Genomic DNA, 20,662 nt, shown 5'->3' with positions numbered 1-20,662 from the left:
CCGCCACGATGCGGACAGCCATCCCCAGGAAGGTATCAATTAGCTGAAAGCGATCAGCAGATCCTTCGCATCGATCTGGTCGCCGGCCTTGACCAGCACCTCGGCGACCGTGCCGTCGCGCTCGGCATGCAGCGCCGTCTCCATCTTCATCGCCTCGATGGAAAGCAGCACGTCACCGGCCTTCACAGCCTGGCCGGCAGCCACCGAAAGCGCCGAGACGACGCCCGGCATCGGTGCGCCGACATGCGCCTCGTTGCCGGGTTCGGCCTTGCGGCGGGCCTTGGCGGCGGACGCGCCATGCGCTCTGTCGGGCACTTTCACGCGGCGCGGCTGGCCGTTGAGCTCGAAGAACACGGTGACCATGCCCTTCTCGTCGACATCGCCGATGGCCAGGCAGCGCACCACCAGCGTCTTGCCCTTCTCGATGTCGACGAAGATCTCGTCTTCCGGCTTCATGCCGTAGAAATAGGTCGGCGTCGGCAGGACGCTGACCGGCCCATAGGTTTCCTGCGCGCCGGCGAAATCCGTGAACACCTTCGGATACATCAGCCACGAGGCGAATTCGAACTCCGACAGCTTGCGCTCGAGCTTCTCCTCGATTTCCTTGCGGTTGGCCTTGAGGTCGGCTGGCTTGAGCAGTGAGCCGGGCCGCACCGTGATCGGCTTGTCGCCCTTCAGCGCCTTCCTCTGCAGCGCCGTCGGCCACCCGCCTGGCGACTGGCCAAGATCGCCGCGCAGCATCGAGACGACCGAGTCCGGAAAGGCGATATCCTTGTCCGGGTTTTCGACATCGGCAACGGTCAGGTCCTGGCTGACCATCATCAATGCCATGTCGCCGACGACCTTGGAGGACGGCGTCACCTTGACGATGTCGCCGAACATCAGATTGACGTCGTGATAGGTCTGCGCCACCTCGTGCCAGCGCGTCTCCAGTCCGAGCGAGCGCGCCTGTTCCTTCAGATTGGTGAACTGCCCGCCCGGCATCTCGTGCAGATAGACTTCCGAGGCCGGTCCCTTGAGGTCGCTTTCGAAGGCGGCGTACTGGTTGCGCACCGCTTCCCAGTAGAACGAGATTTTCCTGATCCATTGCGGGTCGAGACCGGGGTCGCGTTCGGTGCCCTTCAGCGCCTCGACGAGCGAGCCAAGGCATGGCTGCGAGGTGTTGCCGGAGAAAGCATCCATCGCCGCGTCTATGGCGTCGACGCCGCTTTCCACCGCCGCCAGCACCGTCGCCGCCGACAGGCCCGACGTGTCGTGGGTGTGGAAATGGATCGGCAGGTCGGTCGCCTCGCGCAACGCCTTGAACAGCACGCGTGCTGCGGAAGGCTTCAGCAGACCGGCCATGTCCTTGACGGCGATGATGTGGGCGCCGGCCGCCTGCAATTCCTTGGCCAGGCCGACATAGTATTTGAGGTCGTATTTCGCCCGCGCCGGATCGAGAATGTCGCCGGTATAGCAGATCGCCGCTTCGATCAGCTTGCCCTCGGCGCCGACCGCATCCATGGCGACGCGCATGTTGTCGACCCAGTTCAGGCAATCGAAGACCCGGAACAGGTCGATGCCACCGCTTGCTGCCTGCTTGACGAAATGCTGCACGACATTGTCGGGATAGTTGGTGTAGCCGACGCCATTGGCGCCGCGCAGCAGCATCTGCAACAGCAGATTGGGCGCCGCCTCGCGCACCAGCGACAGCCGCTCCCACGGATCCTCGGTGAGGAACCGCATGGCGACGTCGAAGGTGGCGCCACCCCAGCATTCCAGCGATAGAAGCTGCGGCAAGGCACGCGCATAGGTACCGGCGATGCCGGCAATGTCATGCGTTCGCACACGGGTGGCGAGCAACGACTGGTGGCCATCGCGCATCGTCGTGTCGGTGACCAGCACTTGCCTCTGATCGCGCATCCAGGCGGCGAACTTCTCCGGCCCGAGCACATCCAGCTTCTGCTTGCTGCCGCCGGGCACATTGCCGTTGAGGTAAGGCACCACGGGTGCGGCCGCATCGGCCTTCGGCTGCGGCCGGCCGCGCGTCTCGGGATGGCCGTTGACGCTGACGTCGGCGAGATAGTTGATGAGCTTGGTGGCGCGGTCCTGGCGCTTGACCTGCTGGAACAGTTCCGGCGTCGTGTCGATGAACTTGGTCGTGTAGGAATTGTCGGCGAAGCTCGGATGGTTGATGATCGCTTCGAGGAAAGTCAGGTTGGTGGCGACGCCGCGGATGCGGAACTCGCGCAGCGCCCGGTTCATGCGGGCGATCGTCTCGGCCGGCGTCGGCGCCCACGCCGTCACCTTTTCCAGCAGCGGATCGTAGAAGCGGGTGATGACAGCGCCCGAATAGGCGGTGCCGCCATCGAGGCGGATGCCGAAGCCTGTTGCGCCGCGATAGGCGGTGATGCGGCCGTAATCGGGGATGAAATTGTGTTCGGGATCTTCCGTGGTGATGCGGCACTGCAGCGCGTGGCCGTTCAGCCTTATGTCCTTCTGCGCCGGCACGCCTGATTCCGGTGTGCCGATGGCAAAGCCGTCGAGGATGTGGATTTGCGCCTTGACGATATCGATGCCGGTCACCTGCTCGGTGACGGTGTGCTCGACCTGGATGCGCGGATTGACCTCGATGAAATAGAATTTGCCGGTGTCGGCATCCTGCAGGAACTCGACCGTGCCGGCGCCGATATAACTGGTCTCGCGGGCGATCTTCAGCGCATGGCTGCAAAGCTCCTCGCGCTGCGACATTTCGAGATAGGGCGCCGGCGCCCGCTCGACGACCTTCTGGTTGCGGCGCTGGATCGAACAGTCGCGCTCGAACAGGTGCACCGCATTGCCATGGGTGTCGCCCAGCACCTGCACCTCGACATGGCGGGCGCGTTCGATCAGCTTTTCAAGATAGACCTCGTCCTTGCCGAAGGCGGCTTTCGCCTCGCGCTTGCCCTCGGTGACTTCACGGGCAAGGTCGGCTTCGGCGCGGATGGCGCGCATGCCGCGGCCGCCGCCGCCCCATGACGCCTTCAGCATCACCGGATAGCCGATTCCCTTGGCCAGTTTCTTGACCGCCTCCATGTCATCCGGCAACGGATCGGTGGCGGGGATCACCGGCACCCCGACCTCGATGGCGAGATTGCGCGCCGCGACCTTGTTGCCGAGCCGCCGCATTGTGTCCGGCTTCGGCCCGATGAAGGTAATGCCGGCTTCGGCACAGGCGTCGGCGAATTCGGGACTTTCCGACAACAATCCGTAGCCGGGATGAATAGCATCGGCACCCGACAGCCTGGCGACGCGGATCACCTCCTCGATCGACAGATAGCTTTCGATCGGCCCCATATCCCGGGTCAGATGCGGCCCGCGTCCGACCTGGTAGCTCTCGTCGGCCTTGAAGCGATGCAGGGAGTATTTGTCTTCCTCGGCCCAGATCGCCACGGTTTTGAGGCCGAGTTCGTTGGCCGCGCGAAAAACGCGAATGGCGATTTCGGACCGGTTGGCGACGAGGATCTTCGTGATGGCCAAGGACTGGGCTCCAGCAACGGAAGGAAGAGAAATCGGCGCAATGATTAGCGTGAAAATGCTGCAGTGCAAACAAAATTGACGTGCGTTTAAACCGATTGAAATGGAATCATTGAGCCAGAAGCCCTTCGCATTCATCCGAACAGCAAGAAAAGCGCCGGCTTTGCAGTTAGCGCACGATCATTCACCGGCTAAGAACCCGGCTCTATCGGCCGCCCCCCGTGATGGCAAAAGAAAATGCCCGGCGCGAGCGCCGGGCATCGTACATGGTCTGGAGACTGACGAGCTTACATCTTCTGGATGTAGGTGTACTTGCCGTCGTCGCCCTTCTTCCATTCGTACATGACGTAGCCGGGCAGCGTCGGGTCGCCCTTGGCGTCATAGGACAGGTCGCCGAGCACGGTCTTGAACGGGCCGTTTTCATGCAGCGCCTTGGCAACTGCCTGCGGATCGTTCGACTTGGCAGCGGTGGCTGCCGCGGCGATCGCCTGCATGGCTGCGTAGGAGTAGAGCGTGTAGGCTTCCGGTTCGAAACCCTGCGCGCGGAACTTCTCGACGAGTTCCTTGTTGGCGGGGATCAGGCGCGGATCCGGACCGAACGTGTTGAGCGTGCCCGCAACCGCGTCGCCCGCGATCGAAGCCAACTCGTTCGACACGATGCCGTCACCGGAGACCAGCGTCGCCTTGAGGCCCTGGTCGGCGGCCTGGCGGATGATCAGGCCGGCTTCGGTGTGCAGGCCGCCCCAATAGATGATGGAAACGCCGGCTTCCTTCATCTTGGCGATCAGCGCCGAGAAGTCCTTGTCGCCGACATTGATGCCTTCGTACATGACTTCCGTCAGGCCCTTGGCATTCATCGCCTTCTTGGTTTCGTCGGCAAGGCCCTGACCGTAGGTGGTCTTGTCGTGCACGACGGCGATCTTGGCATCCTTGAAGTTGGCGGCCAGATAAGCGCCGGCAATGCTGCCCTGCTGGTCATCGCGTCCGCAGGTGCGGAACACGTTCCACAGGCCGCGTTCGGTGAACTGCGGGTTGGTTGCGGCCGGCGTCACTTCGACGATGCCGTTCTCGGCATAGACTTCCGAGGCCGGGATCGAGACGCCGGAGTTGAAGTGACCGACCACGAACTTGACGCCGTCGCCGACGAACTTGTTGGCGACCGAGATGCCCTGCTTCGGATCGGAAACGTCGTCGCCGACTTCGAGCTTGATCTGCTCGCCATTGATGCCGCCAGCCGCATTGATGTCGGCGACAGCAGCTTCCGCACCCTTCTGCAACTGCGCGCCGAAGGCGGCATTCGGACCGGTGATCGGGCCAGCGACGCCGACCATTACGTCAGCCCACGCGGCACCGCCGAACGCGACAAGCGCGGTCAGGGCGACGGCGGACAAAAGTGACTTTTTCATTTAAACGCTCCCATTAACGAGTGGGCGTGGATGAAGCTTTCATGCGATGCCCACCCTTATCGCAGAAAGCATAGTTTGCCGATTTTCAGGCACTTGTCACGCCGATTCAATTTCGAGACGGCGTTAATGATGAACGTCAACCTTTCGGTTTCCAGCTCAAGAGTGAAGCTCTTTCGTAGAGCCAATTATACTGTGTCACCATCTGGTTGGTGCGCGTGTATTGGTAGCCGACGAAGCCGAGGATCATCAGCACGATGGTGTCGACGACATAATAGTGCAGCGAGAACATGGTGCCGCCGAACAGCGCGTGATGGATGAAGCGGATCGCGATGCCGAGGCCCAGCATATAGGCGAACAGCTGGATGAAGCTGCGCCACGTCTGAGCACTGGCCTTGCCCGTCATCCACGCCGCCCAGCCGCCGAGCAGACAGGTGACGAAGAAGAACTGCCAGATCGAGGGTTCCTCGTAAAGAATGCCCTGCATGGTGAAGTCTCCTTAGCATGATCCCGAAAAGTTGCGGACTTTCCGGACAAAGATCATGCGACAAACAAACAATTTGGAGCGGAATGGCGGATGCACGCATTCCGCTCCGAACTCAGTGGTGTCCGCCTTCGAGATAGGCGGCGCGCACTTCCGGATTGGCGAGCAGCTCCTTGCCGGTGCCGCTCATCGTCACATTGCCGTTGACCATGACGTAGCCGCGCGTGGCGAGCTTGAGCGCACCGAAGGCGTTCTGCTCGACCAGGAACACGGTCAGCCCCTGGGTGCGGTTCAGTTCGCGAATGGCATCGAAGATCTGCTTGACGATCAGCGGTGCGAGACCCAGGGACGGCTCGTCGAGCAAAAGCAGCTTCGGCCGTGCCATCAGCGCGCGTCCGATCGACAGCATCTGCTGCTCACCGCCCGACAGCGTGCCGCCGCGCTGGGTGATGCGCTCTTTCAAACGCGGGAACAGCGTGAACACCTTCTCGACGTCCTCGTCATAGTGCTTGAGGTTGTCGAGGCTGGCGCCCATCTGCAGGTTTTCCATCACCGTCATGCGCGGAAAGATCCGCCGGCCCTCGGGCGACTGGGCAATGCGCATGCGAGCGATCTCGTGCGTCGGCATCTGGGTTATGTCGGTGCCGGCAAAGGTGATGGTGCCGGCGCGAGCCCGCGGCGCGCCGAAAATGGTCATCATCAGCGTCGACTTGCCGGCGCCGTTGGCGCCGATCAGTGCCACGATCTCACCTTGGTTGACGGTGACATCGACGCCGTTCAGCGCCCGGATGTTGCCGTAATAGGTCTGCACGCCCTTGATATCGAGCAGCGTTGTCGCGGCCATCACTTGCCCCCTCCACGCTTGCCCGCCGCGGGCTTGGCAGCGGTCTTGCTCGCGGTCTTTCCGGAGGCTGCCTTTGCAGTCTTTGCGGAAGCATGGCTTGTCGCCACCTTGCCCGCGTCGACGCGGCGCGAGAATTCCGTGTCCTTGCCCTGGCCGAGCAGCCTGGCCTGTTTGACCCATTCCTCGCGCGCGATACGTCCGTCAAAGGCGAGATAGGCTTCGGCGGCCTCGACGTCGGCCTTTTTCCAGGCGCCGATCTGGTCGAAATGGAAGATGCCGTGATCGTTGAGCTTCTTCTCGTTGACCGCGCCGATGCCCTTGATACGGGTCAAATTATCGGCCTTGCCGCCGCGAGGTGCAGCCAGCCGGTTGGAGATCTCTCCAGCCTTTGCCGGGGCCTTGACTGCCGGCTTGGCCGACGCGGTCGACTTCGCCGCCGTGCCGGTTGCCGCCTTTGAAGCCGCTTTCGGAGCAGGCTTTGCCTTCGCTGCCGGCACGGCTGCCAGCGAGGCTGCCTTGTTTGCCGCGGCGAGCGACCTGGCGTCGACCTGACCGGCCTTTGACGCTCCCTTGGCCACCGTAACTCGCTCGCCCGAACTATGGCCGACCGTGTCGGTCACCGGCCCGGCGAGATAGGACGACGACGTTCCCGGACCATGCGCGGCATCCGGCCCTGTATCGAGCTGTTCGATGACATCTTCGTCGCCGACTTCGGTAAGGACCGCTTCGACTTCCTCGTCGTCGACGCCGAGATAGGCGGCGATGACGCGCGGATCGGTGCGCACCGACTGCGGACTGCCGTCGGAGATCTTGCGGCCGTACTCCAGCACCACGACATGGTCGGATATCTGCATGACCACCGACATGTCGTGCTCGATCAACAGGATCGAGGTGCCGGATGTGTTCTTGATGTCGATCAGCAGCTCGTTGAGCGCCGCCGATTCTTTCGGATTGAGGCCGGCCGCCGGCTCGTCGAGGCACAGAAGCTCGGGTCCCGTGCACATGGCGCGAGCGATCTCGAGGCGGCGCTGCGCGCCATAGGGCAGGTCGCCGGCCGGGTCGTCGGCACGGTCGACAAGATCGGCCTTTTCCAGCCAATGCTTGGCGAGTTCCACCGATTCGGCCGAGGCCTTGCGATAGCCGCTGAAGCCGAAAAGGCCGAGGACCGTGTAGCCCGATGCCTTCATCAGTTTGTTGTGCTGGGCGACCAGCAGGTTCTCCAGCAGGGTCATGCCGGAGAATAGGCGGATGTTCTGGAAGGTGCGCGCCACCTTGGCGCGCGCCGGGATTTCATGGTTGGGCAGCCGCTCGAGCAGGAAGGTCGAACCATCGTTCCGGTTGAGCGTGATCATGCCTTCCGACGGCTTGTAAAAGCCGGTGATGCAGTTGAACACCGTGGTCTTGCCGGCGCCGTTGGGGCCGATCAGCGCGGTGATCTCGCCGCGCTTGGCGGCGAAAGACAGATCGCCGATGGCCACCAGGCCACCGAACTTCATCGACAGATGATCGACCTGCAGGATAGCGTCGTTCGCGCCGGAATTGGCCTTCTGAACAGGGTTCGCATTCATCAGCCGTGTCCTTCCTTGGTGAAGGAGCTTGAGACAGCCTTTCGCTCCTTCAGGAAGGCGGTTGGTTCACGACTGCCGACGAAGCCGCGCGGCTTCCACAGCATGACGATGACCATGGCCATGCCGAACAGAAGCATGCGGTAGAGTTCCGGTGTGAAGTCGGGCCCGAAGACCTGCTTGAGGAAGTCGAGTTCGCGCAATGCCTCGGTGCCGCCGATCATCACCATTGCGGCGACCGCGATGCCGACCAGCGAACCCATGCCGCCGAGAACGACGATGGCCAGGATGATGGCCGATTCCAGGAAGACGAAGGATTCCGGGCTGACGAAGCCCTGCCGTGCGGCGAAGAACGCGCCGGCGAAGCCGCCGAACATCGCACCCGTGGCGAAGGCTGTCAGCTTCGTGGTGGTGGTGTTGATACCGAGCGAGCGGCAGGCGATCTCGTCCTCCCGCAACGCTTCCCAGGCACGGCCGACCGGCATGCGCCGCAGCCGGATGGTGACGAAGGCTGTCAGCAGCGCCAGCGCCAGGATCAGGTAATAGAGGAAGATCTTGTAGTAGGCGCTCGATGTCGCCAGATGCAGCACCTTGGCGATATAATTGGGGTCCGACACGTTGAAGGTCATCAGGCCGAAGAAGGTGACCTTCGGGATGCCGGAAATACCGGCCGAACCGTTGGTGACCTCGCGCCAGTTGATCAGCACCAGGCGGATGATCTCACCGAAAGCCAAGGTGACGATCGCCAGATAGTCGCCGCGCAGGCGCAGCACCGGGAAGCCGAGCAGCACGCCCCAGAAGGCGGCCATGGCGCCGGCGGCCGGCAAAAGGATCCAGAACGACAGGCCGTACTGCGTGCCGAGCAGCGCATAAGCATAGGCGCCGACCGCGTAGAAGGCGACATAACCGAGGTCGAGCAGGCCGGCGAGGCCGACGACGATGTTCAGGCCCCAGGCCAGCATCACATAGATCAGGATCTGGATGCCGAAATTGTCGACCCATTTCAGCGACCCTTGCAGCCCGCCGACGAACGACCAGGACATCAGCGACAGGATCGCCACCACCAGGATCGGATAGAGGATCAGCGCGGCAATGCCGAGTTTGGTGAAGTTGGCATGGATGAAGCCCCGGAAATAATAGATCACGCAGGCCAGCACATAGATGATTGCCAGGGCGCGCAGGAATTGCAGATAGCCCGCCGGCTCCGCTCCCACCCATCCGACGAGAGAACTGTTGACCGCAAACAACACCACCGCCGCGACCAAGGCCACGATGAAGGCCGGCAATTGGAAGAAGCGTGACGCCACGCTGGCCGGCAGCAGACCGGTGGCGACGTCGGTGATCTTCTGGTTGGCCAGGAAGGGCTGGCCATAAGCGACATAGAGGAAGCGCCCGATGGCCGTGGCGATCACCACGGCGGCAAGCAGGCCCCAGCGCGTCGTCAGGACCAGTTCGTTAGAAATGTTCTGGCCGGTCTTCAGGCCGATGAACAGCACGAACAGGCCAAACGATATGGCAGCGGCATAAAGTGACTCGCGCAACGCGCGCTGCATAGGCGTGGCGACGGTGTCGCGCTCCGGAGATACGGTGACGGCCATGGTCTCAGACCTTTTCGACTTCTGGCCGGCCCAATATGCCGGAAGGCAGGAAGATCAGCACGATGGCCAGGATCGAGAACGCCGCGACGTCCTTGTAGTCGATCGAGAAATATGCCGACCACATGCTCTCGATGAAGCCGATCATCAGCCCGCCGAGCACAGCACCCGGCAACGAACCAATGCCGCCCAGCACCGCCGCCGTGAAGGCCTTCACGCCCGGCGTGAAGCCATCCGAGAAGGCAATGACGCCGTAATACATCAGGAACAAAGTGCCGGCGACCGCGGCAAGGGCCGCACCCATGATGAAGGTGATCGAGATCGTGCGGTCGACATCGATGCCGAGCAGCGCCGCCATCTTGCGGTCCTGCTCACAGGCCCGTTGCGCTCGCCCGAGCGAGGTCTTGTTGACCAGATACCAGAACAGCGCCAGCAGCAGCGCCGTGACGACGACGATGATGATCTGCTTCAGCGACACGCTGATGCCGTTGATGTTGTAAACTTGGCTGACCATCGGCGGGATCGGCTTGTTGCGGGGACCCTGCGTCACCTGGACGAAGTTCGACAGCGCGATCGACATGCCGATGGCGGTGATCAGCGGGGCCAGTCGGAACGAACCGCGCAGCGGCCGGTAGGCGACTTTTTCAATCGTCCAGTTGTAGAGGCTGGTGAGCAGCATCGCCACGATCATCATGACCAGCAGCGCCAGCACAACCGGCACGGAATAGAACAGCGCGCCAAGGGCGAGGAAGACGATCAGTGCTGTGAAGGCACCCACCATGAAGATGTCGCCATGGGCGAAATTGATCATGCCGATGATGCCGTAGACCATCGTGTAGCCGATCGCGATCAGCCCATAGATCGATCCCAGCGTCAGCCCGTTGATAAGCTGCTGGACAAAGTACTGCATGTGTACATGGCTCCCCTGGAATGTCGCCCATGCAGACGCATTCCTTTTCGTATTTCCCCTAGTCGTAAAGTTTCGAGCCCGGATTGCAACGTCATTTTTCAATCGTCATGCGTGTTTTCGAAGCACGCTGTCCGATTGCCCGTTTTCCATCATCCGGCCCCTGGACTATCGCGGACCCTACCATTGGCATAACGCAATGTCTTTGACGATTCGACTGCATCATGCGCTCCGTTTCGAAGAAATCGCCGTCAAAATTAGGTGATGAAAGGAATCCTTGCGTTTTTGGCACGATCCGTTTTTCAAGTCGTCGCTTTCCGCAAGGTCAGGATTCCCATCACTTGACAACAAATCCGTGCGCGAACGGGTCGCGGTCGTCGATGAAGATGGTGTTCAGCCCGGTCATCCGCGCCCAGCCGCCGATAGAGGGAATGATGGCCGGCTTGCCGGCGACGGTGACATCCTTTTCGACCTTGCCCTTGAACAGCGAACCGATGATCGATTCATGGACGAAGCTGTCGCCGGCCTTGAGTTTGCCCTTGGCATGAAGCTGCGCCATGCGCGCCGAGGTGCCGGTGCCGCAGGGCGAGCGGTCGATCGCCTTGTCGCCGTAGAACACGGCATTGCGGGCATCCGCCCCATCCACCGTCGGAGCACCGGTCCACAGCATGTGCGACAGCCGGTTGATGCCCGGGTTCTCAGGATGGACGAAGGAATATTTCTCGTTGAGCCGCTGGCGCACCACCGGGCTCCAGGCGATGAAGTCGCCCGCCGAATAATCGGCCATGTCGCGATAGTTCTTCTGTGGTTCGACGATGGCGTAGAAGTTGCCGCCATAGGCGACGTCGACGGTGATTTCGCCGAGCCCAGGGCATTCGATTGTCAGCCCCTCGGCATGGAGGAAGGACGGCACATTGGTGATGCGCACCTCCTCGACATAGTCGCCGACCTGTTTGTATTCGGCGATGACAAGTCCGGCCGGCGTGTCGAGCCGAAGCACGCCCGGCGTCTTCGGCTTGATCAGACCGTGCTCGATCGCCATCGTCACCGTGCCGATGGTGCCATGGCCGCACATCGGCAGGCAGCCGGAGGTTTCGATGAACAGGATGGCGATGTCGCAATCCTCGCGCGTCGGCGGATAGAGGATCGAACCGGACATCACGTCGTGGCCGCGCGGCTCGAACATCAGGCCGGTGCGGATCCAGTCATACTCGGCCAGAAAATGCGCACGCCGCTCCATCATCGTCGCGCCCTGCAGCAGCGGGCCGCCCCCAGCGACCAGCCGCACCGGATTGCCGCAGGTGTGGCCGTCTATGCAGAAGAAGGATTTCTTGGCCATGACGCTCCTCGAAAATCAAAACCCGAAAATATCAAAATCGTTGCGGACTGAAGGGGGCCAGTTCGATCGGTGGAGTCTGCCCCAGGACAAGATCCCTGATCAACCGTCCGGTGGCCGCCGCCTGGGTCAGGCCGAGATGGCCATGGCCGAAGGCATAGACCACCGGCCGCTTTCCCGGCGCGCCGCCGATGACTGGCACTGAATCCGGCAGCGAGGGGCGGAACCCCATCCATTCGCGCCCGCCCGAGGGATCGAGCCCCGGCAGGAATTTCTGCGCCTTCTGCAGCAGCGCCTTAGACCTGGCATAATTGGGCCGCCGCTCGATGCCGCCGAGTTCGACGGCGCCACCGACACGCAGGCCCGTTGCGAGCGGCGTGACGACGAAGCCATGGCCGGAGAAGATCAGCATCCGCTTCACGTCGAAGGCACTCGTCGGCAACGTGGTGTTGTAGCCGCGCTCGGTCTCCAGCGGAATGCGATCGCCGAGTTGCTTCGCCAGCAGATGAGACCATGCGCCTGCTGCGACGACGAGGTGTCGCGCCTGTCTGGTCGTGCCGTCTGCCAATGTCAGCGTCGCACCATCCTGATCCGCCGCGACTTGGCCGATCCGGGCCATCTCAAAGCGGGCACCCTTGCTTTGTGCGTAGGCCCACACCGCCTTGCCCAGCAGTTTCGGGTCGGCGACCGTCTTCCATCCCGGCACGAACGTGCCTTTGATGAAGCGCGGCGACAGCCCCGGCTGCAAGGCGGCCAGTTCCTCGCCCTCGACATGGCGGAAACCGATGCCGAAACGCTCACGCGCCGCCCAGCCGGGCAGCCCGGCCTGGAACTCGGCTTCGCTTTCATAGAGCTCGAGCGAGCCATCCTCGCGCAGCATCGACCGCGTGCCGGAGCGATCGAGCAGGCCCATCCACTCCGCCTCGGCGAGCTTCATCATACCCGCCTGAGCAGCAAGGCTCGCCTCGTATTTTCCCGGCGCGCCGGCGCGCCAGAAGCGGATCAGCCAGGGCAGAAGCTTCGGCAGATAGGCGGGCGGAATGCTGAGCGGGCCAAGCGGATCGGCCAGCCATTTCGGCAGCTGCCGGATCATGCCCTTGTGGGCCAGCGGCAGCACATCGGAAAAGGCAAAGGCGGCGGCGTTGCCGGAGCTCGTCTCCTCGCAAATGCCGGTGCGGTCGAAGACGGTGACCCGGCGTCCGGCCTCGGCGAGAGACGCAGCGGCACAGATGCCGATGATGCCGCCACCGATGATGGCGATGTCCAAGCCTTCTCCCCGTTCACGGGGAGAAGGTGCCCGAAGGGCGGATGAGGGGCGGCGCGCCGCTTCTGTCGACTTGGAATTTCCTGACACGTAGGCGCTGCCCCTCATCTGGCTGCCGCCATCTTCTCCCCGTGAACGGGGAGAAGAAAGCCATCAAAATGTCGGCAGCTTCGGCCGAACCGCGAGCGCATCCTTGACGATCTTCTCGACGGCCTTGCGGCGCTCGCCCGACAGCGGCTGGCGCGGCATGCGAACGCGGTCATTTGTGTTGATCGCGAACACTTCGGCAAGCTTGATGTTTTGGACCAGATAGGTCGAGACATCGAGATCGAGCAGCGGCCGGAACCAGCGGTAGATGGCGAGCGCCTCCTCGCGGCGGCCCTGCTTCATCAGCTGGAATATGGCGACGGTCTCGCGCGGGAAGGCTGTGACCAGTCCGGCGACCCAGCCGATGGCGCCGACCGACAGCGCCTCGAAGGCCAGATTGTCGACGCCGGTGAACAGGTCGTAGCGAGTGCCCAGGCGATTGATGATCTCGGTCGAACGACGGATGTCGTCGGAGGATTCCTTGATCGCGACAAAGCGCCTGTCCGACGCCAGCTCCTCCATCTGGTCGACGCTGACGTCGACCCGGTAGGCAAGCCGGTTGGAGTAGATCATGACCGGCAGGTCGCCCGCCTGCGCGACCGCGCGCAGCGCCGCGACCGTCTCTTCCGCGTTGGTGTGGTAGATCGGGCTCGGCACGACCATGAGGCCACTGGCGCCTTCCCGGCTCGCGCGCTTGGCGATGCTGGCCGCCTCGCGTGTGCCGGCCTCGTTGACCGTCAGCAGCACCGGCTTCTTGCCGGCGACCTTCTGTGCGGTCTTCAGCACCTCGATCTTCTCGTCGGGCGACAGCATCGGCCCCTCGCCGAGCGACCCGCAGACGATGATGCCGTCGCAACCGGCCTCCATCTGCAGGCTGAAGCAGCGCTCCATCTCGGCATGATCGAGACGATCATCCGCGGTGAATTTAGTCGTGACGGCGGGAAAAACTCCGGTCCACATGATCATCTCTCCATCTGATATATCAGTGGTATATCTATTAACAAACCCGCTGTCAACGCGGATTCCGTTATGATATATTCAAGATATATCAGGAGAGCGCATTTGATATCCACGGCAGCAAGCACCTCGGCAGAGCCGGCCGCGACCAGGGCCTACCATGTGCTCGAGCACATGATCGTCACGCTCGAACTGGCCCCGGCAAGCTTCGTCACCGAGGGCGCTCTGATCGACAGGCTCGGGCTTGGCAGGACACCGGTGCGCGAGGCGATCCAGCGGCTGGCATGGGAAGGGCTGCTCGACGTCAGGCCGCGCGCCGGCATCGCCATCGCCCCGCTCCATCCCGGCGACTGGCTGCGCGTCCTCGATGCACGTCGCGGCGTCGAGGTGGTGCTCGCCCGCTCGGCCGCCCGCTTCGTCACCCGCGAAGCCGCCGACCTGTTTCACGAAGCAGCGCTCGCCATGCAGAAAGCGGTGATCTCGGGCAACGTGCTTGCCTTCATCCAGGCCGACAAGGCTCTCGACGAAGCGCTCGCGCTGGCTGCCGACAATCCCTTCGCCGCCCGTTTGGCCGCCCCCTTGCAGACCCACAGCCGCCGCTTCTGGTTCCGCTACAAGGCCGAGACCGGTCTTGCCGAATCCGCCGAGCACCATGTCGCGCTGATCCGCTCGATCCTTGCCGGCGACGAGGAGGCCGCGGCCAAGGATGCCAAACGCCTGATGGCGCTGCTGCGCGGCCACGCCGAGACGGCCGCCACGCGCTGAACGTCCTTCATACCCCGGTGCGCTTTCGTCGCCGGCGCTTCCTCGAAGCTCGGGTCAAGTCCCTGGCAAGGCAGCCGCCGCCATCAACGAACCGTCCCAGCCTTCGCCCGCCGTGATGACGCAACTCTGACCACGCGTGTCGGTGGCAAGAATTGTCCAGGTGCCCCGGTCGGAGACGAATATCTCAAGAATCAGGCTCGGGTTGACCAGGCCGCGCGCCGCCTCGCTTTCGTGGAATTTTTCCCCGAGCGCTTTGATCATATCCGCACGGGCCGCGCATTGCTCCGCCAGCGCCGGGACGGCGGGGAACGCGGAAACCGCCGCGAAAAATAGCGTTGCCACAAGACGGGTCATCTGACACCTCCTTGCGCCAGACGATGTCCCCGAAGCTGTCGCCAGCGCCGTTCCTTGATCTGCCGTACCTCCTTGCGGCAGGACTGCAGACCAAGACGGCAGATGCCTACTTGGTTCCATCACATTAGCGTTCAAGCGGATAGGGTCGTCACCGGATTGCAAAAAAGGCCCGGGCGCGAGCGCCCGGGCCTTAACCCAAATCAATTTGTTGTCCGGTCAGTTCATCGTCGGGATAACGAATTCGGCACCATCCTTGATGCCCGCCCGCGCGACCGCAGCCGAAGGCGAGGACGCGCAACCAAGAAATCGTCCGGTCAGTTCATCGTCGGGATGACGAATTCGGCACCATCCTTGATGCCGGACGGCCAGCGCGAGGTCACCGTCTTGGTCTTGGTATAGAAGCGGAACGCGTCCGGGCCGTGCTGGTTGAGATCGCCGAACGAAGATGCCTTCCAGCCGCCGAACGTGTAGTAGGCGATCGGCACCGGGATCGGCACATTGATTCCCACCATGCCGACCTGGACACGGCTTGCAAAGTCGCGCGCGGCATCGCCGTCACGGGTGAAGATGGCGACGCCATTGCCCATCTCGTGATCGTTGGCGAGCTTGATCGCGCTCTCATAGGTCGGGGCGCGCACAACAGAGAGCACCGGCCCGAAGATCTCTTCCTTGTAGATACGCATGTCCGCGGTGACGTTGTCGAACAGGCAGCCACCCATATAGTAGCCGTCTTCATAGCCCTGCATGGAGAAGCCGCGGCCGTCGACGACCAGCTTGGCGCCTTCCTTGACGCCGGTATCCACGTAGCCCTTAACCCGTTCCAATGCCTGCGCCGTCACCAGCGGGCCGAAATCGGCGGAAGAGTCCGTCGAAGGACCGACCTTCAGGCTCTCGACGCGCGGGATCAGCTTTTCCATCAGCCGGTTGGCGGTATCGTTGCCGACCGGGACGGCGACCGAGATCGCCATGCAGCGCTCGCCGGCCGAGCCGTAGCCGGCGCCGATCAGCGCGTCGACGGTCTGGTCCATGTCGGCATCGGGCATGATGATCATGTGGTTCTTGGCACCGCCGAAGCACTGCACGCGTTTGCCGGCGGCTGTGCCGCGCGAATAGATGTAATGGGCGATCGGCGTCGAGCCGACAAAGCCGATGGCCTTGATGTCGGGATCGTCGAGGATGGCGTCGACGACATCCTTGTCGCCATTGACGACATTGAGGATGCCTGCCGGCAGGCCGGCCTCGAGGAACAGTTCGGCGATGCGCATCGGCACCCCCGGATCGCGCTCCGACGGTTTCAGGATGAAGGCGTTGCCGCAGGCGATGGCCGGCGCGATCTTCCAGAGCGGGATCATCGCCGGGAAGTTGAAGGGCGTGATGCCGGCGACGACGCCGAGCGGCTGGCGCATGGAATAGACGTCGATGCCGGGGCCGGCGCCGTCGGTGAATTCGCCCTTCATCATGTGCGGTGCGCCGATGCAGACTTCGACCACTTCGAGGCCGCGCTGGATGTCGCCCTTGGCGTCGGCGATCGTCTTGCCGTGCTCGCGCGCCAGGATGTCGGCCAGTTCGTCATAGTCGCGGGCGACCAGTTCGAGAAACTTCATCAGGACGCGTACGCGGCGCTGCGGGTTGGTCGCGGCCCATTTCGGCTGCGCTGCCTTGGCATTCTCGACCGCCGCGCGCAGTTCCGCCTGAGAGGCCAACGCCACCGTGCCGCGCACGGAGCCATCCATCGGCTGCATGACATCCTGCTTGCGGCCGCTGGTCCCGGCGACATGCTTGCCGCCAATGAAATGACCATAGTCGATCATGATTTCTCTCCCTGTTTGTGATGCTGCATTGTCCGCCTTTGGCCGGCGGATGGCAACGCGACGGAGAACGCAACCGTTGTGCGGAGAATAGATAGCGATTGACGAGCGAGCATCAATTCCCGCAAATGGTGGGATGCAATTGCTGCCGTGCGGATTGAGAGATTGAGTTCCACCACAGAACGCAGCGTCGATAATTGTCATCTGGACCCTCCCCATGAACTGGGATGACGTCCGCATCTTCCTCGCCGTGGCGCGCGCAGGCCAGATCCTTGGCGCCGCCAAACGGCTGGAGCTCAACCACGCCACCGTCTCACGCCGCATCGCCGCACTCGAGGAAGCGCTGCGGACAAAGCTGTTTCGCCGCTTGACCACCGGCAGCGAGCTGACGCCCGCCGGCGAGCGTTTTCTCGACATTGCCGAGCGCATGGAGGGCGACATGATCGCCGCGCGCTCGACCATTTCAGGCGAAGGCGACGACGTTTCCGGCACGGTGCGCATCGGCGCACCGGACGGTTTTGGTGTCGCCTTCCTGGCCAAGCGCCTCGGCGAACTGACCGCCCTGCACCGCGAACTGACGATCCAGCTTGTGCCGGTGCCGCGCTCCTTCTCGCTGTCGCGTCGCGAGGCCGACATCGCCATCACCGTCGAGCGGCCGACCGAAGGCCGGCTGGTGGCGGGAAAGCTGGTCGACTACTCGCTCGGCCTGTTTGCCTCGCGCGCCTATGTCGAGGCGCATGGCTTGCCCAAAACCGCCGCCGAGCTCGGCCAGCACACGCTCATCGGCTACGTACCCGACCTCATCGTCAGTCCCTCGCTCGACTATGCGGGCGAATTCAGCACGGACTGGCGCACCAGCTTCGCCATCTCCTCGGCGCTCGGCCAGGCCGAGGCGGTGCGCTCGGGCGCCGGCATCGGCATCCTGCACACCTTCGTCGCCCGCTCGATGCCGGAATTGGTATCGGTCGAGGTGGTCGCGCCGATCCGCCGTGCCTACTGGCTGGTCTATCACGAATCGGTCAGGCCGCTGCGCCGCGTCCAGATCGTCGCCAGCTTCATCACCAAGGTGGTGGAGCGGGAGCGGAGCCTATTTGTTTAGCCGTGCCGCCTTTTCCTTGCCACAAAACCGGCCAGAGTGGCATCAGACGTGCAGCCGCCGCGTAGAGACGATCCCTTAGAAAGCTGGCGCGGATAGACATGCGAGCCGTTCTTGCCATCCTGCCGCTGCTTTTCGTTTCCGCTTGCGCCAATCCGTGGACGAAGGTCCCGGGAGCCGAACTGCCCAAGCCGATCCGCTACGCAATGGCGCGGCCTTCGCCTTTCGTTCTTGGCAATTATTGCGGCCCCGGCACCCGCACCGGCGACCTGTCGGCCCGGCCGGCCGACCGCCTCGATGCGGCCTGCCAGGCGCATGATGCCTGCTACATCGCCCGCCACAACCATTGCGACTGCGACGGCACCCTGGTCGCCTCGGCGAAAGCGATCCGCGACGACAAGACGGCGCCACGCAAAATGCGCGGCGAGGCCGAACTGTTGATCGCCACCTTCGCCATTCCCGTTTGCAAGGTCTTCCCGCAGGGCTTCATGCCGCCGCGCGATCCCGCGCAATTGAGCGCCCTGAAGGCCGGAGCGGCCGGGTGAAGGGTCGCGCATCCATCGCCATCGTTCTGTTCGGGCTGGCTGTCCTTGCCGGCTGTGCCGGCGCTGGCCGCAATGCCTGCGACCTGCTGCAGGGCCAGAGCGCTTGCGCGCGACCCGCGCTCTCGGCCGGGACAGCTGGGCCGCGGATCGCCGCCGCGCAGTTTTTCGGTGACGCTGGCACGAGCGACTATGAAAAACGCTTCCTGGCGCTGCTCGCCCACCACCAGCTTGGCGCCATGGACCGCGCCAACGGCACCGGCCCTTTCGGCCATGACCGCCATGAGATCGCCAACAGCGATTTCCAGGCGACCTACCGGACACTGCAAAAACTGGCCGGACCGGTTGCCGAAACGCATCTGCCGCCGGCCGGCGCCAGCAGCGGCGAGGGCCATTTCGATGGACGCTGGCGGGTGTCGCGGCAGACACTCTACATCGATGCGGCTGCGCGGCCCTCGGCGCCCAGGATCTTCGATTTCTCCGGCCTGCAGGCGCGCAGCGTCGAGATCGTGCTGCGCCAGGCCGGCAAGCAACCGGCCGACATCGAAGGCATCTGCGACGGCACGCTGGCGATCCGTGCCGGCGGCGGTTCACGCACCATCGCCATGGGCACGGCATTCCGTTTTCGCCTGTCCGGCGAGGACGACACGGTCAGCCTGTTTCCGAGTGACGGCCTGAACCGCTGCACCGCAAGGATCCGCTCCAGCCTTGCCCCGGCCGGCGCGCCGCTCACCATTCGGCGCGAAGAGGCCGCCGATCCGGCTCTCGCCGCCTTCGACAGTCGCTACGAGCGTTGCACGACGCCTAACCCCACCGGCCTCGATGCGCTCAGCCGCGCCTTCTATGCCAGCCGCTGGCTGTCGCAGACCTGCGCCTTGCCGATCGGAAAGCCGCGCCTGCTGCGCAAATCGCGCGATGGCTTCAACGCCAAGGTCGAGGCGCTGATGGGAGCGCCGCTGTCCGACAGCGCCATCGACAAGGGCGACCCGGAGCTGCCGCTCGACTTCTCCAAGGCGCCAAGGCTGAAGCTGATCTATCTGTCGTCCCTGGAGTTCAAGGCCGACTTTTCCGGCCGCATCATCGAACGGCTGATCCGTCATCATGCGGCCCTCGGCACCAAGGTGCGCATCCTGGTCACCGACGTGCTGGAGCGCGACAAGGACGACGCCATGCTGCATCGGCTGGCGGCCGAATTCCCCAATGTCGAGCTGCAGGAATATCGCTGGCGGGCGGACCGGGGCGCGCCGATCGACGAGCAGATCTCGCAATTGCACAAGGTCCATCACGTCAAGATGCTGGCGACGCTTGCCGACGATCCACGGCGGTCGCGCGCCATCATCGGCGGCCGCAACATCCATGACGGCTTCCTGTTCCACCAGCCGATCGATCTGTCGCGCTATCCAGACCTTGAGCAATACGGCAAGACCGACGGGTTCTCGCTGAACTACTATTCGAACTGGAGCGACTTCGACATCGAGTTCGCCGATCCGGCCATGGTCGAGACGCTTGCCGCGCATCTTTCGACAGTGTGGCTGCGCGACGCCGACACCAATCTGGCGCGTCCCTTCTCCATTCCGGTCCGATCCGACGGCGCCCGCCCCTCAGGTACGGCGCGGCACTTCATTTCGGTGCCCTACGAGGATGGCCATGCGCTGGAAGATTATTTCGTCGAACTGGTCGACGCGGCCCAGCACCATATCCAGATCGTCAATCCCTACCTCAACCTGACACCGAAACTTGCCCAGGCTGTTGACCGGGCGCTCGCCCGCGGCGTCAGGATCGACATTGTCGGCCGCATCGATCTCAAGGGCGATATCGGCGGCAAGTTTCTCACCGCGCTCAACAAGCTGTTCGTCGAGAAATATGGCGACCGCATCAACATCCGCGAATTCAAGGCGCCTGACGTGGTGCTGCATTCCAAGATCATGATGATCGACGAAAGGTTGGTCGCCATCTCGTCGGTCAATCTCAACAACCGCAGCTTCTTCCACGACAGTGAGAACGGCATGATGGTACTCGATCCGGCCTTCTACACCAGGATGAAGCCGATCTATGACGACTATGTCGCGCACTCCAATCCGGTCGCCACCAATGTAACGAATCCGTGGGCCTACCGGCTGCTTTTCGACGAGGACTGGGTCCGGCAGGCGTTCTGACCCT

General features: G+C 63.2%; 16 protein-coding genes. 4 read left to right on the top strand and 12 right to left on the bottom strand.

What is annotated here, in order from left to right; translation table 11 throughout:
- Positions 1 to 39: 39 nt before the first annotated feature.
- The 10 genes from pyc to EOB80_RS10775 form a co-directional block, all read right to left on the bottom strand.
- A complete protein-coding gene (pyc, locus tag EOB80_RS10820; protein ID WP_127327605.1) occupies positions 40 to 3,498 on the bottom strand; it encodes a pyruvate carboxylase in 3,459 nt (1,152 codons plus the stop codon).
- Between the two features lie 284 nt (positions 3,499 to 3,782).
- Complete coding sequence (locus EOB80_RS10815) at positions 3,783 to 4,901, bottom strand: branched-chain amino acid ABC transporter substrate-binding protein (protein WP_027037229.1); 1,119 nt, start codon at positions 4,899 to 4,901, stop codon at positions 3,783 to 3,785.
- 136 nt (positions 4,902 to 5,037) lie between these two features.
- A complete protein-coding gene (locus EOB80_RS10810) occupies positions 5,038 to 5,385 on the bottom strand; it encodes a DUF6867 family protein (protein WP_023811804.1) in 348 nt (115 codons plus the stop codon).
- 112 nt (positions 5,386 to 5,497) lie between these two features.
- Positions 5,498 to 6,226 (bottom strand): ABC transporter ATP-binding protein, encoded by a 729-nt coding sequence (locus EOB80_RS10805; RefSeq protein WP_027037230.1) that lies wholly within the window; start codon positions 6,224 to 6,226, stop codon positions 5,498 to 5,500.
- The gene (locus EOB80_RS10800; RefSeq protein ID WP_127327604.1) at positions 6,226 to 7,794 is read right to left on the bottom strand and encodes an ATP-binding cassette domain-containing protein; all 1,569 of its coding nucleotides are present in this window, start codon (positions 7,792 to 7,794) and stop codon (positions 6,226 to 6,228) included. Before EOB80_RS10800 ends, EOB80_RS10805 begins: the two co-directional genes overlap by 1 nt.
- Positions 7,794 to 9,389, bottom strand: a complete 1,596-nt coding sequence (gene livM, locus EOB80_RS10795) for a high-affinity branched-chain amino acid ABC transporter permease LivM (protein WP_127327603.1) — start codon at positions 9,387 to 9,389, stop codon at positions 7,794 to 7,796. The genes EOB80_RS10800 and livM overlap by 1 nt, the downstream gene beginning before the upstream one ends.
- Before the next feature lie 4 nt (positions 9,390 to 9,393).
- The gene (locus EOB80_RS10790; protein ID WP_127267457.1) at positions 9,394 to 10,296 is read right to left on the bottom strand and encodes a branched-chain amino acid ABC transporter permease LivH; all 903 of its coding nucleotides are present in this window, start codon (positions 10,294 to 10,296) and stop codon (positions 9,394 to 9,396) included.
- 334 nt (positions 10,297 to 10,630) lie between these two features.
- The gene (locus EOB80_RS10785; RefSeq protein ID WP_127327602.1) at positions 10,631 to 11,632 is read right to left on the bottom strand and encodes a 4-hydroxyproline epimerase; all 1,002 of its coding nucleotides are present in this window, start codon (positions 11,630 to 11,632) and stop codon (positions 10,631 to 10,633) included.
- Between the two features lie 31 nt (positions 11,633 to 11,663).
- On the bottom strand, positions 11,664 to 13,001 hold the full coding sequence (locus EOB80_RS10780) for an FAD-dependent oxidoreductase (protein WP_164762580.1): 1,338 nt from the start codon (positions 12,999 to 13,001) through the stop codon (positions 11,664 to 11,666).
- 45 nt (positions 13,002 to 13,046) lie between these two features.
- On the bottom strand, positions 13,047 to 13,940 hold the full coding sequence (locus EOB80_RS10775; protein WP_127327600.1) for a dihydrodipicolinate synthase family protein: 894 nt from the start codon (positions 13,938 to 13,940) through the stop codon (positions 13,047 to 13,049).
- A gap of 69 nt (positions 13,941 to 14,009) precedes the next feature.
- Between EOB80_RS10775 and EOB80_RS10770 the strand changes: the two genes are divergently transcribed.
- Positions 14,010 to 14,702, top strand: coding sequence for a GntR family transcriptional regulator (locus EOB80_RS10770; protein WP_164762579.1), 693 nt, complete (start codon positions 14,010 to 14,012; stop codon positions 14,700 to 14,702).
- Between the two features lie 54 nt (positions 14,703 to 14,756).
- Here EOB80_RS10770 and EOB80_RS10765 read toward each other — a convergent pair whose 3' ends face one another.
- Both EOB80_RS10765 and EOB80_RS10760 read right to left on the bottom strand, forming a co-directional pair.
- Positions 14,757 to 15,056 (bottom strand): hypothetical protein, encoded by a 300-nt coding sequence (locus EOB80_RS10765; protein WP_127327598.1) that lies wholly within the window; start codon positions 15,054 to 15,056, stop codon positions 14,757 to 14,759.
- A gap of 314 nt (positions 15,057 to 15,370) precedes the next feature.
- Complete coding sequence (locus EOB80_RS10760) at positions 15,371 to 16,867, bottom strand: CoA-acylating methylmalonate-semialdehyde dehydrogenase (protein ID WP_023811796.1); 1,497 nt, start codon at positions 16,865 to 16,867, stop codon at positions 15,371 to 15,373.
- Positions 16,868 to 17,081: 214 nt separating this feature from the next.
- Here EOB80_RS10760 and EOB80_RS10755 point away from each other — a divergent pair, with 214 nt between their 5' ends.
- From EOB80_RS10755 to EOB80_RS10745, 3 genes are all read left to right on the top strand, one after another.
- Complete coding sequence (locus EOB80_RS10755) at positions 17,082 to 17,963, top strand: LysR family transcriptional regulator (protein ID WP_127327597.1); 882 nt, start codon at positions 17,082 to 17,084, stop codon at positions 17,961 to 17,963.
- 98 nt (positions 17,964 to 18,061) lie between these two features.
- Positions 18,062 to 18,505: a hypothetical protein gene (locus EOB80_RS10750; protein WP_127327596.1), complete on the top strand. Its 444-nt coding sequence runs from the start codon at positions 18,062 to 18,064 to the stop codon at positions 18,503 to 18,505.
- On the top strand, positions 18,502 to 20,658 hold the full coding sequence (locus tag EOB80_RS10745) for a phosphatidylserine/phosphatidylglycerophosphate/cardiolipin synthase family protein (RefSeq protein WP_127327595.1): 2,157 nt from the start codon (positions 18,502 to 18,504) through the stop codon (positions 20,656 to 20,658). Before EOB80_RS10750 ends, EOB80_RS10745 begins: the two co-directional genes overlap by 4 nt.
- Positions 20,659 to 20,662: the final 4 nt, after the last annotated feature.

This window comes from Mesorhizobium sp. M7A.F.Ca.MR.245.00.0.0 (genome assembly GCF_003997415.1).
Classification (GTDB): domain Bacteria; phylum Pseudomonadota; class Alphaproteobacteria; order Rhizobiales; family Rhizobiaceae; genus Mesorhizobium.
Note: the sequence above shows the minus strand (reverse complement) of the source record. Positions and strands in the feature narration are given on the sequence as shown.